Source organism: Stenotrophomonas sp. 99219_Sma (assembly GCF_056480785.1).
Window position 1 is genome coordinate 1133453 of the sequence record NZ_CM151117.1, and the last position, 12106, is coordinate 1145558.

At 65.3% G+C, this 12106-nt stretch carries 9 protein-coding genes; 5 read left to right on the top strand and 4 right to left on the bottom strand.

Features of this window, described 5'->3' with window-relative positions:
- The first annotated feature begins 214 nt into the window (after positions 1 to 214).
- The 3 genes from ACZK13_RS05225 to ACZK13_RS05235 all read left to right on the top strand — a co-directional run bounded on the left by ACZK13_RS05225 (position 215) and on the right by ACZK13_RS05235 (position 2078).
- A complete protein-coding gene (locus ACZK13_RS05225; RefSeq protein WP_182266802.1) occupies positions 215 to 1177 on the top strand; it encodes an IS110 family transposase in 963 nt (320 codons plus the stop codon).
- 131 nt (positions 1178 to 1308) lie between these two features.
- Positions 1309 to 1773 (top strand): GNAT family N-acetyltransferase, encoded by a 465-nt coding sequence (locus tag ACZK13_RS05230; protein ID WP_253145356.1) that lies wholly within the window; start codon positions 1309 to 1311, stop codon positions 1771 to 1773.
- Entirely contained in the window at positions 1770 to 2078 is a 309-nt protein-coding gene (locus ACZK13_RS05235; RefSeq protein ID WP_005412552.1) for a hypothetical protein, read from the top strand. The genes ACZK13_RS05230 and ACZK13_RS05235 overlap by 4 nt, the downstream gene beginning before the upstream one ends.
- Here ACZK13_RS05235 and ACZK13_RS05240 read toward each other — a convergent pair.
- The 4 genes from ACZK13_RS05240 to ACZK13_RS05255 form a co-directional block, all read right to left on the bottom strand.
- Positions 2068 to 2469, bottom strand: coding sequence for a hypothetical protein (locus ACZK13_RS05240; RefSeq protein WP_253145358.1), 402 nt, complete (start codon positions 2467 to 2469; stop codon positions 2068 to 2070). The genes ACZK13_RS05235 and ACZK13_RS05240 overlap by 11 nt on opposite strands.
- 146 nt (positions 2470 to 2615) lie before the next feature.
- Positions 2616 to 6200 carry an ABC transporter permease/M1 family aminopeptidase gene (locus ACZK13_RS05245; RefSeq protein WP_478482327.1) on the bottom strand — a complete coding sequence of 1195 codons (3585 nt, stop codon included), beginning with the start codon at positions 6198 to 6200 and terminating at the stop codon, positions 2616 to 2618.
- A gap of 12 nt (positions 6201 to 6212) precedes the next feature.
- The gene (locus ACZK13_RS05250; RefSeq protein ID WP_024956967.1) at positions 6213 to 7115 is read right to left on the bottom strand and encodes an ABC transporter ATP-binding protein; all 903 of its coding nucleotides are present in this window, start codon (positions 7113 to 7115) and stop codon (positions 6213 to 6215) included.
- Positions 7116 to 7247: 132 nt separating this feature from the next.
- Positions 7248 to 8279: a LacI family DNA-binding transcriptional regulator gene (locus tag ACZK13_RS05255; RefSeq protein ID WP_032129583.1), complete on the bottom strand. Its 1032-nt coding sequence runs from the start codon at positions 8277 to 8279 to the stop codon at positions 7248 to 7250.
- Positions 8280 to 8537: 258 nt separating this feature from the next.
- Between ACZK13_RS05255 and ACZK13_RS05260 the strand changes: the two genes are divergently transcribed.
- A complete protein-coding gene (locus ACZK13_RS05260) occupies positions 8538 to 10676 on the top strand; it encodes a type I secretion system permease/ATPase (RefSeq protein WP_235202901.1) in 2139 nt (712 codons plus the stop codon).
- A 30-nt stretch (positions 10677 to 10706) separates the two neighbouring features.
- Positions 10707 to 12101, top strand: a complete 1395-nt coding sequence (locus ACZK13_RS05265) for an HlyD family type I secretion periplasmic adaptor subunit (RefSeq protein ID WP_125893699.1) — start codon at positions 10707 to 10709, stop codon at positions 12099 to 12101.
- Positions 12102 to 12106 lie beyond the last annotated feature (5 nt).

Sequence of the window (12106 nt, forward strand, 5' to 3'; positions counted from 1 at the left end):
TCCCGGCTCCTACGAGGTATGTAGGAGCCAGGGTGGAGGGACCGTCAAGCATGCATCTGCGGATACTAGCCGACAGACGAGTCGAGCGATCCCCATCCCGCACACGAACGTCGATAAAGGATCGTACGGCCCCCAAAGGGGATCGTCGATGTAGGCAAGCTAACGTCGGTGCGGTACCACCCCAGCCCCTTAAAGATAGCTGGGAGCCGTACAAATGTCTGATTCTCTCGATATTGGCGTGGACGTGGACTCCAAGGAGTTCGTACCGGCAGTGGCCGACCGCAAGGCCGGCGACAGGATCGCCAACACCCGGGCCGGCATAGCCCAGTGGCTCAACACCTTGCCCCAGCGATGCCGGATTGGCATGGAGGCGACGGGGCGGTACTACGAGTTGTTGGCTCGGATGGCTGGCCAGGCAGGCCACGTTGTCTATGTGATCAATCCACGTCTGATCAAGCACTACGGCCGGGCGACGGGCTCGCGTGGCAAGACGGACGCCATGGACGCCGAAGCGATCGCCCGGTACGTGAAGAAGGAGAACGATCGCCTGCGTGAATACGTACCGCGTACCGACGAGCAGCAGCAGATGCACGATTTGCTGCGCAAGCGGCAGACGCTGGTAAAGACACGCGCGCGCCTGGAGCAATCCTTCGGGGTAAGCAAAAGTGCCCCCGGGGAGCTGTCAGATCTGTTCTGCGCTCTGGCTGGGACGCTGTCCGAGCTGGAAAGCGAACTGCAGCGCTTGGGTCGCGATGGAGAGCATGGCACGCTCTACAAGCGCCTGTTGACCATCCCTGGTGTCGGCCCTGCCGTCGCCGCTCACCTGATCTACTACATGACGCGCTGGCCGTTGGCCAACGCCAACGCGTGGATCGCCTGCACCGGCCTGGATCCCCGGCCTAACGAGTCTGGCGGCAGAACGGGACGGCGTAGGCTGTCCAAACAGGGCGCGCCAGTGCTGCGCCAGATGCTCTACATGGCCGCCATGGGGCTCAAGCGGTGTCGTCGGGGGCAACCGCTCTACGACGAGCTGTCAAAACGCGGTCACCCCAGCACCGCCGTCTTCAACATCCTGGCCAGAAAGCTGGCCAGGATCGCCTGGGGTGTCTTCAAAAGCGGCCGGGACTTCGATCCGGCCATGCTGAAGGTGGGTCAAGCCTGCTTCCAGCAGGCTTGACCACGAACATAGGATCTCGACTGCCTTTCGCGCATGGCCTGATGTGTCGAGCATGGCTCGACTTTACAGAAGGCTTCCCTTCGGGCGCCGTCCATGATCCCCTTGGGTGACATCGGGATCGAGGCATTGCCATGGAATTCAGGGGACTACCTGCCGACGCACCGGAACGGCAGCAATTGGCCCAGTGGTACCACGCGGAATGGGGCCAGGACGCCGGCCTGACAGTGGAACAGGAACTGCAGCGGCTCAATCCGCCACAGGACGCCGAAGGTTTCCCGCACCTGATCGCCGTATTCGATGACGGTCAGGTGGTTGGCGCAGTCCAGCTCAAGCGGCGGGAAATGCAGGCGTTCCCACAGTACGAACATTGGCTGGGCAGCGTGTTCGTGGCCGACAGCCATCGCGGGCGTGGGCTGGCTGGCGCGCTGGTGGAGCAAGCAGCGGCGCAGGCGGTGCGGATGGGGGTTTCCGATCTCTACCTGCAGACCGAGGCCCTGGACGGTGGGCTGTATGCGCGGCTGGGCTGGAAGCCGCTGCAGGAAGCCGACAACCGCAGCTATCGCGTGCTGGTGATGGTGCGCAGGTTGGCCGCATGAGCGTATCCACGGCACGCCATTCCCGCTCGGCCCTGATCTTCCTGATCGCGGCGATCGCTGCCGCGCTGGTGTCCATGCCCCTGCTGCGCGCGGTGGGCATGGTGCTATGGCCGGTGTTCGTCATTGCCTGGCTGATCAACCTGGGCGCGGCCTGGCATCTGGCCCAGTGGGCGCGCCAGCAGCGCCGTTCGGCGTGGGCATTCGGGTTGCCGGCGGCGCTCGGTACCGTCGCCTCGATCGTGGTCTATGTGCTGCTGGCGTTGCTGGGGCCGAAGGCCAGGCCTCAGCCGGAAATCACCGGCTGAGTGCTTCGTTCCACTCGTTCCACAGGACACCGTCCACGGCGGTGAGCAGTGTCTGCTGGACCTCGATCAGCGTGTTCATCTCATCCAAAACCGCCTCCAGGTCGGTGATTGAGATCTCGAATCTGGCCGTGCACTGGCTCATGGCATGTACGTGTTCAGTGCCATGCGCTAGCTCGATGGCTTCCTGGAGGACATGGGGCGCGTCGTTGAGAGAGAGCCGCAGGCGAACGTCTTCATCGCCCGTAATGAGAACACTGTTCCCATCCAGCTCCAATTCGAGCTCAAGACCACAGTCGGCCAATACCTCGGCTGCCCAGTTCAGTGATGTGGAGATTCCGTGTGCGGCGAAGTAGATATGGCTGGATGTCATCGCGGCCTCTCGAAGGTTCACGGAGAGTATCGCTTGCCTTGAAATGGAATCTGGTGGTGTCCCTGCATCTCTGGCCAATCAGGACTTTAAATGACGCAATTGGGCGTGGCATGTCGTTTCTGTCTGCAGCAGTGATGCCAGCCATTTGACTGGCACCACCGCATACCTCACATCGTTACCTTGCGCCGGTTGTCATCGCTCACCCGGTCGATCAGCTTGTTGTAGGGATCGAAGCCTGCTTCGTCCGGCTTTTCATCCACCGTCACTGTGATCTTCGGATCGGCGCTGGTGATGTGGTGGCGCTGCAGGTACAGCACCTTCTGGTCGCGCTCCTTGCCCGACGGCCCATTGGCGAACACGCCGACCTCGACCCAGTCATCCATCTTTCCGTCGCTCTCCTTGCCCTTGCCGTCGGCGTACTGCTTGGCGGCGTGCAGGTCCAGGGTCACGTCGTAGCGGCCGTCATCGCGCTTGCGGGCGCTGGCGGCCATCACGCGGTTGTCGTAGAAGCTGATCTTCTCGAACAGGTCGGTGACCAGCTGCTGGCGGTCGGCCGGGGTCTCGGCGCGGATGTAGTCCAGCAGCTCGCGTGAGGTGGTGTACGGCGGTTGCTGGTACCCCTTGTCCTGCAGGAAGCGCTTCAATGCGCGGTTAAGCGCCTGCTCGCCGATCTCCTCGCGCAGCCGGTAGAACACCAGCGAACCCTTCTGGTAGTGGATGTACTGCTGATTCTCCACACGTTCCAGCGGCTGTTCCTCGATGGCCTCGCCGCCGCGGCCGGACAGATAGCCGTCCAGTTCGCGCTTGAGGAACTGGCGCATGTGCTGGCGGCCGTACTCCTGCTCCATCACCATCAGCGCAGAGTACTGCGACAACGATTCGGACAGCACCGTCGCGCCCTGCACGTTGGCACCGATCACCTGGTGCGCCCACCACTGGTGCGCGATCTCGTGCGCGGTCACGTAGAACACGTAGTCCACCTTGTCCGGATCGCGCAGGTCGGCGATGAAGCCGATGGCCTCGGAGTAGGGGATGGTGTTGGCGAACGACTGCGCGAAACGCGCATAGCCCGGGAACTCGATGATGCGTACCTGGCGGTGCTGGTAGGGCGTGAAGTTCGCTTCGTAGTAGGTCAGCGACTTCTGCACCGCTTCGATCATCCGGTCCACGTTGTAGCCGTGCGCCGGGTCGAAGTAGACCTCGATCGGGATGTCCCTGTACTTCGCCCTGCGCACCTCCCAGCGTGCCGACAGATAGGCGTAGAAGTTCAGCATCGGCCGATCCATGGCGTAGCTGAAGCAGCGGCGGCCATTCACCGTGGTCTCCTTCTGCAGGTAGCCCGGCGCCAGCGCCACTTGGTCCGGCGCGGTGCAGACCGTGGTGCGGAAATCGAGCCAGTCGGCATCGTTGGAAATGTAGGTGTTGGCGCGCGCGGCTTCGTCTTCCAGCTTGGGCATGCGCCGCGGCTCACCCAGGCCGCGCTTGCGCCGCTCGTTGCGGTCGCTGATCTCGGCGCCTTCGTTGTAGCCGAACGACGGCAGTACGCGGCTGTTGAAGAACGTGCCGTTGTCGACGATGTTGCTCGGCGCCTGGCCGGCGGTGATGCCGTTGGGTTTCTGCACCACCCGGAAGTGGACGTTGCGGCTTTCACCCGGTTGCAGTGGCGCGGCCAGGCGGTAGATGCGGTAGCCAAGGTCGGCGTCGTGCATCGACAAGGTCTGCCCACCCAGGTCAGCCGCGACCAGCTGCTTGTCGTCGCCCATCGAGACATGCACGTCCTGGATTGGCACGGCATGCGTGTTGCGCACCGTCCAGTTCGCATCGATCACCATCGACTGCGATTCGGGGAACAGGTCCACGCGGTTGTCCACCGCCACGATGCGAGGCTGCGGCAAAGTGCGGTACTTCGACAGCTCGCGCTCGTAGCGGGCCTGCAGATCCAGCTGCTGGTCGGGCGAGATGAACTCGTTGCGGATGTTGGTGCTCCAGTACAGCCAGCCGCCCACGCCGATGAAGGCCAAGGCCGCTACGCCAGCGAAGACCCCGGTCGGGCCGCGCAGGCGGCGGCCGGCCAGGGCCAGGCGCTGGCGCAACCCTTGGCTGACACCGCGCACCCAGAATGCCGATGCCAGGCACATCAACGTCAACAGGAACAGGGCCCAGTAGCCCTGGAACGCCAGCTGCCCGGTCAGGAAGTGGCCGTAGCCGTTCATGTCCGAATAGGGCGCGTTGGGCCAGCTGCCGAAGTTGTACAGGTTCTGCGTGTAGTCGAGCAGGCCGAGCACGCCCTGGCCGATCATCACCACGATCAGCAGTGCGTAGCCGACGAACTTGTTGTTGGTGAGCACCTGCAGCACCAGCGCCAGGCCGCCCATCAGGATGTAGACCACCGAATCCAGGGCCAGGCTGCGCAGGTACAGCATCGGCTCCAGATGCGTGTATCCCTTGGCCAGCTGCACGCCCATCGCCGCCAGCGCGCCGGCGGCCTGGAAGCAGATGATCACCGCCAGCAGTGCGGTGAACTTGGCCAGCAGCGGCACCCAGTTCGGCACCGGCATGGCATCGGTCACTTCATTGATGCGCGCGCTGCGTTCCTTCCAGACCAGCTCACCGGCGAAGAACAGCACGATGATCACCAGCAGCCAGCTGAAGGCGCCCTGCAGGCCCATGATCATCTGCGAGGTGACCGGCCAGATCGAGGTGCCGTACAGGGTCTGCCGGAACAGCGCGCTGGGCAGGAAGTTGGCCAGGCCGAGCACGAGCAGCACGATGAACGGCACGCTGCGCAGGACGCCACGTGTATCGAAGCGGACCTGGCGCAGGAACTGCTGCCACGCCGTGGTGGTAGTGAACGCCGGTACCACGCGCGGCAGCGTTGCGCGGGTGGGGCGGACGGCGCCGGCATCGGCAACCGGTTGCGCCTGCCTGCGGCCCCAGCGCCGACGGCCACTGCCGCTGCGTTCGGTGCGGAACAGCGCGAAGGTGGCGGTGAACAGCGCGGCAGCCACGCCCAACCACAGGGCGCGATTGGCCAGCAGGTAACCGGCCAGCTCGGGAATCCCGTTGTTGCGTTCGGCGGTGGACCAGTAGCGGATCGTGCGGCCCAGTGCGCGCATGCCCAACGGTTCGCTCAGCACCGCGATCCACGTGTTGTCGATGTCGCGCAGCAGGGCCGCGCTGGCGCCGTACAGCACCAGGTAGGCCACCAGGCCGATGTAGACCCACAGGATCGAGCGCGTCAGCGCCGCCAGCAGCGACAGCAGCGCGGTGGTGAACAGCAGGTTCGGAATGACGATGACCGCGAACGTCCACGCATAGCCCTGCCAGCTGATCGGGCCCATGCGCTCGGGATCGACCCACGGCATGAACGGCGCCAGCCACAGGCCGAACGCGATCAGGACGTAGACCAGCAGCCCGGCCGCCAGGGCGGCAGCGATGCGCCCGGCCAGGTAATCGCGGCGCTTCACCGGACTGGCGAAGATCAGTTCGGCGGTGCCGAGTTCGAAGTCACGCAACAGCGCATTGCTGACGAACAGTGCGGTGACCAGCATGCCAAGCAGGGTGAAGATGCCCAGCATCTGCGCGATCACGGTGGGCGCGTTGCTGTGCACGTTGCCAGTGCCGCCACCGATCTGCACGGCGTCGCTGGAGGCGGCGGCGAAGGCGAGCAGGGCGAACAGCCCGGCCAGCAGCCACAGCAGCGGGGAACGCAGCTGCTCGCGCAGCTCGAAGCGGAAGAAGTTGAGGATCATGGCGTGCTCCGCTCAGGCTGCCGCGCGGGCACGGGCCTGCAGGCGCAGGCGCTGGAAGTACACGTCCTCGAGGTCGGGAGCTACGGCCGCAAAGCCGTCGCCGGGGTCGTTGGCGCTGTGCACGTGGATCACCGGGCGGCCACCGACCAGGCGGGTCGACAGCACCACATAGCGCGCTTCGTGGTCGGCCAGTTCAGAAGGATCGACCTGCTTGCGCCAGACCTGGTGCTGCAGGGCGTCGATGGCTTCGGCAGGACGGCCGGTCAGCAGCACCTGGCCCTTGTTCATGATCGCCATCGTCGGGCACAGATCGGTTACGTCCTCGACGATGTGGGTGGACAGGATCACCGCCACGTTCTCGCCGATGGCCGCCAGCAGGTTGAGGAAGCGGTTGCGTTCTTCCGGGTCGAGGCCGGCGGTGGGTTCATCGACGATCACCAGCCGCGGGTCACCCAGCAACGCCTGGGCAATGCCGAAGCGCTGGCGCATGCCGCCGGAGTAGGTGCCCAGCTTGCGCTTGCGGGCGTCCCACAGGTTCACCTGCTGCAGCAGTCCATCGACCACCTCGCGGCGCTGCGCGCGCTGGGTCAGGCCCTTGAGCACCGCGAAATGCTCCAGCAGGTCCAGCGCGCTGACTTTCGGGTACACGCCGAAATCCTGCGGCAGGTAGCCCAGCCGGCGGCGCACCGCGTCCTTGTCGCGCAGTACGTCGATCGGCGCCTCGCCTGGAATGGTGAGGGTAGCCGTGCCGCTGTCGGCCTCCTGCAGGGTGGACAGCGTGCGCATCAGCGACGACTTGCCGGCGCCGTTGGGGCCGAGCAGGCCGAACATGCCGCGCGGAATGTCCAGGTTGACGTTGTTGAGGGCATGCACGCCGTTGGCGTACGTCTTGGACAGCGAATCGATCTTCAGCATGCGACGTACACCTTTCCATGGGCGATGTCTGCGCGTTATCCGCGCATCAGCCTCCGTGCGCATCCGCCGTTGGTCATGGGGGGAGAATTCCGTCGTCGCACGTTGGGGCGTGGGGCGGTGGCCTGGCAGCGCTTACCCGCGCAGCGAAGATTCCCGCACCACCAGCTTCACCGGGATGCTCTGGCTCTCCACCGGTTGCCGGCCGATCAGTGCCAGCAGGCGCTCCACCAGCAGCTGTCCGGCCTGCTTGGTGTCCTGCTGCACGGTGGTCAGCGCCGGGGATACCGAGGCCGCCAGTGGGATGTCGTCGAAGCCGGTCACCGCCACGTCCTGTGGCACCCGCAGGCCAGCCTCGCGGAGCGCGCGCATCGCACCGATGGCGATCAGGTCGCTGGCGGCGCAGATCGCATCGATCGGTTCACCGCGCGCCAGCAGCACCTGGCAGGCCTCCTGGCCGGAAGCCTCGGTGGTGATCGCATCGTGCTGCAGCGCCGGCTCCGCAGCCAGGCCGTGGTCCTGCAGGGCCGCGACATGGCCGCGGTAGCGCTCCTGGAATTCGGGGTAATGGCTGGAGGCATGGCCGAGGAAGGCGATGCGGCGGCAGCCCTGCTGCAGCAGGTGGGTGGTGATGTCATGCCCACCCTGGAAGTTGTCGCTGCCGATCGAGACGCCGGGCTGGCCGGGCAGGGCGGCGCCCCAGCGCACGAAGTGCGTGCCCTGTTCAACCAGCCGCTGCAGGCGGTCGCGCGATTCGTGGTAGTCGCCGTAGCCGAGCAGGATGATGCCGTCGGCCTTGTTGCTGTCCTCGTAATCGGCCTGCCAGTCGGTGGACAACTGCTGGAACGAGACCAGCAGGTCCTGCCCGTGCAGGGCGCAGGCGCGGGTGATCGAGCCCAGCATCGAGTGGAAGAACGGGTTGATCAGCGAGTCGTCGTTGGTCGGGTCTTCGAAGAACAGCAGGGCCAGGGTGCCGGCGTTGCGCAGGCGCAGGCTGGAGGCGTTCTTGTCGACCTTGTAGTTCAGCTCGCGGGCGATGCGCAGGATGCGCTCGCGGGTCTCGGCGTTGACCATCGGGCTGCCACGCAGCGCCCGCGACACGGTCGGCTGGGAGACCCCGGCCAGGTGGGCGATGTCCAGGGAGGTGGCTTTGCCTTTGATCGTCATGGGAACGGATAGGGAACGTGCAGCGATCATGATGCCATGAGGCTGGCCCTCCGCTCGCAGGTGCGCTCCTGTCTGGATGAACGGGATTGATGTTGAAAAATGTGACCAATTTGTCACTTTGACCTGATTTGCACAAAAGCGCATTCAGCAGATGGACAGCTGCCATGGCATGGCCCTAGAGTCCGCGCACCAGGGGACAACAAGGCAGTTGACGTGGGCAGTAACGGATCAGGGATCGATCTGCAGGAGTCACTGTGCGTGGACGATGGAGGCGCGCTGGCGTGCTTCGTCGCCCTGTTGGGGTTTCTGGATCGGCCTGCCGACCCCGACCAGCTCCGGCACCAGCTGGGCCACCCCGAAGGCCGTATCGATACACAGGATCTGTTGCGCCTGGCCAAGCGGATGGACGTCAAAGCACGCGTGGTACAGGCGCGGGTAACCGCGCTGCGCGACCATCCGTTGCCCGCCATCGCCTGCCTGGCCGACGGGCGCTATACGCTCGTGCTCAAGGCCGACGCCGAGAACGTGTTGTGCTTCGACGCGGCGGCCGACGGACGCCCGGTCACGCTGTCCCTTGGCGAGTTCTCGCAGGAGTTCGATGGCCGCCTGTTGCTGATGACCACGCGTGAAAGCGTGGCCGGCGCCGTGAGGCGCTTCGATGTCGGTTGGTTCATTCCTGCCCTGGTGAAGTATCGCCGCCTGCTGCGTGACGTGTTGGTAGCCTCGTTCTTCCTGCAGTTGATGGCACTGATCACGCCGCTGTTCTTCCAGGTGGTGATCGACAAGGTACTGGTGCACAAAGGCATCACCACGCTGGAAGTGCTTGCCCTCGGCCTGCTGGTGGTTTCGGTGTTCGAAGTGCTGATGGGCGGACTGCGCACCTACCTGTTTTCGCACACCACCAGCCGCGTTGATGCCGAACTTGGCTCGAAGCTCTTCTCCCACCTCACGCATCTGCCATTGGCCTATTTCCAGGCGCGCCGGGTGGGCGATTCGGTGGCGCGCGTGCGCGAACTGGAAACCATCCGCGAGTTCCTCACCTCTTCGGCGCAGACGGTCGTGCTGGACCTGTTCTTCGCCATCGTGTTCCTGGCCGTGATGTGGCTGTACAGCCCTGCATTGCTGCTGATCGTACTGATCACGCTGCCTCTGTACGCGGTGGTGGTCATGGTGGTCGGGCCGATGCTGCGGCGCCGCCTGGATGAAAAGTTCGTGCGCGGTGCCGAAAACCAGTCGTTCCTGGTCGAAGCAGTGACCGGTGTGGAGACCATCAAGGCGCTGGCGGTCGAGCCGCAGGCGCAGAACCGCTGGGACAAGCAGCTGGCGGGTTACATCCAGGCCAGCTTCCGCGCCAGCATGCTGGCCAACTGGGGCTCGCAGGCGGTGCAGCTGATCCACAAGCTGGCCACCGTGGCACTCCTGTTCTTCGGCGCGCGGCTGGTGATTGACGGCAAGCTGACCGTGGGCGAACTGGTGGCGTTCAACATGCTTGCCGGGCAGGTTGCCGGGCCGGTGCTGCGCCTGGCGCAGTTGGCGCAGGACTTCCAGCAGGCGCGCATTGCCGTGGAGCGGCTGGGCGACATCCTCAACTCCCCTACCGAACCGGCCAGCTCACCCTCGCGTGCCAGCCTGCCGGCAGTGGATGGCCGCATCGCGCTGGAGCACGTGTCGTTCCGCTATCGGCCTGAGGGGCAGGAAGTGTTGTCGTCGGTCAGTCTGGAGATTGCTCCGGGTGAGATCCTCGGCGTGGTCGGGCCCTCGGGATCCGGCAAGTCGACCCTGACCAAGCTGATCCAGCGCCTGCACACCCCGGAGCGCGGCCGTGTGCTGGTGGATGGTGTCGATCTGTCCATGGTGGATCCGGCGTGGCTGCGGCGACAGGTGGGTGTGGTGCTGCAGGAAAACCTGCTGTTCAACCGCAGCGTGCGCGAGAACATCGCCATGGCCGACCCGGCGATGCCGATGAGCCGGGTGGTGGAGGTGGCCAAGCTGGCGGGGGCGCACGACTTCATCCTGGAGTTGCCCGAGGCCTACGACACGCGCATCGACGAGCGCGGCGGCAACCTCTCCGGCGGGCAGCGTCAGCGCCTGGCGATCGCTCGCGCGCTGGCCATCGACCCGAAGATCCTCATCTTCGACGAAGCGACCTCGGCGCTGGATGCGGAGAGCGAGGAAGTCATCCAGGACAACCTCAAGCGGATGTCCGCTGGCCGCACCGTGATCATCATCGCGCATCGTCTTTCGGCGGTACGCCAGGCCAACCGCATCGTGACCCTCGAACGTGGCCGCATCACCGAGACCGGCACGCACGAGGATCTGCTCCGCGCGGGAGGCCGTTACTCACTGCTCTACACCAAACAGATGGGCCTGCCCGCCGTGGCGGCCCCGCTGAACTGACCACCGCGGGCCCAGCCAAGGACAGCACGCATGTTGAAGGGACTGAGGCATCACCTGGGCATCCTGCGCGAGAGCCTGCGCGCGGAGCGTGCGCAGCCGGACCAACGCGACTCGGCGGCGCCGGACTTCCTGCCGGCGGCGCTGGAGATCCTGGAAAAGCCCCCGAACCCGATCGGCCGCACCGTTCTCTGGCTGCTGATCGCCTTTCTCGCCATCGCATTGGCCTGGTCGTGCCTTGGCCGCCTGGACATGGTCGCGGTGGCCGAAGGCAAGGTGATTCCGCGCGGCAACGTGAAGGTGATCCAGGCTGCGGACCAGGGTGTGGTCCGTGCGATCCACGTGGTTGAAGGGCAGTCGGTGAAGGCCGGCACGCCGCTGCTCGAACTGGACCCGACGGTCAGCCATGCCGAAGTCGAGCAGGCGCGCCAGGCGTTGCTGACCGCGCAGATCGATGTGGCACGGGCGCAGGCCGTGGTTGACCACGTTGCCGGTCGGGCCGGTCGCTTCATCGCACCGGAGGGAGCACCTGACAGCATCATTGCCATCCAGCAGGCACTGGTGGCCGCCAAGCAGCGCGAGTTCGATTCCACTGTGGGTGGCTTGCAGCAGGAGCGCAGCCAGCGCGATGGCGAGCACGGCATGATCCTGGCCGAGATCGCCAAGCTGGAAGAGCAGCTGCCGCTGGCTACCGACCAGTTGAACAAGCTGGAGGAGCTGAGCCGCGACAACTATGTGCCGCGACTGCAGGTGGCCGAAGTAAAGGAGCGTGTTGTCGGCATGCGCCAGGACCTGGCGATCCGTCGCGAAGAGCAGCGTAAAGCGACCGCTGCGCAGCTGGCGGCCAGCCAGCAGATGAGCAAGAGCCGCAGCGAGTTCGCACGTGAAGCACTGGACGCCCTGACTGAGGCGGAAGCGGCACGCGCGTTGCGAGGCGAAGAATTGAAGAAGGCCCATGACAAGGCTGGGCACACGGTATTGCGCGCACCCGTGAATGGCGTCGTGCAGCAACTACAGGTGCACACCATCGGCGGCGTGGTGAAGCCGGCTGACGCGCTCATGGTGCTGGTGCCGCATGACGGCGAGCTGGTGGTCGATGCGATGCTGCCCAATCGCGATGCCGGCTTCGTCCGCGACGGGCAGCCGGTGGAGGTGAAGCTGGAGGCCTATCCGTTCACCCGCTACGGTGTGGTGGATGGCGTGGTCGAGACTGTGGGCCGTGATGCGGTGCAGACCGAGAAGGAGGGGTTGCGCTATCCGGCGCGCGTGCGCCTGCTGCGGCCCTGGATCGAAGTGGATGGCCGGCGCCGCGCGCTGGCGCCGGGCCTGGCCGCAACGGCGGAAATCAAGACCGGTGACCGCCGCATCATTGAATACCTGTTGTCGCCGCTGTCCAGGCGCGTGCAGGAAGCGGGGAGGGAGCGATGAGGAGA

Coding starts and splice junctions, on each gene's coding strand:
- ACZK13_RS05225 (WP_182266802.1), top strand. CDS start 215: ATGTCTGATTCTCTCGATATTGGCGTGGACGTGGACTCCAAGGAGTTC.
- ACZK13_RS05235 (WP_005412552.1), top strand. CDS start 1,770: ATGAGCGTATCCACGGCACGCCATTCCCGCTCGGCCCTGATCTTCCTG.
- ACZK13_RS05245 (WP_478482327.1), bottom strand. CDS start 6,200: ATGATCCTCAACTTCTTCCGCTTCGAGCTGCGCGAGCAGCTGCGTTCC.
- ACZK13_RS05255 (WP_032129583.1), bottom strand. CDS start 8,279: ATGACGATCAAAGGCAAAGCCACCTCCCTGGACATCGCCCACCTGGCC.
- ACZK13_RS05250 (WP_024956967.1), bottom strand. CDS start 7,115: ATGCTGAAGATCGATTCGCTGTCCAAGACGTACGCCAACGGCGTGCAT.
- ACZK13_RS05265 (WP_125893699.1), top strand. CDS start 10,707: ATGTTGAAGGGACTGAGGCATCACCTGGGCATCCTGCGCGAGAGCCTG.
- ACZK13_RS05230 (WP_253145356.1), top strand. CDS start 1,309: ATGGAATTCAGGGGACTACCTGCCGACGCACCGGAACGGCAGCAATTG.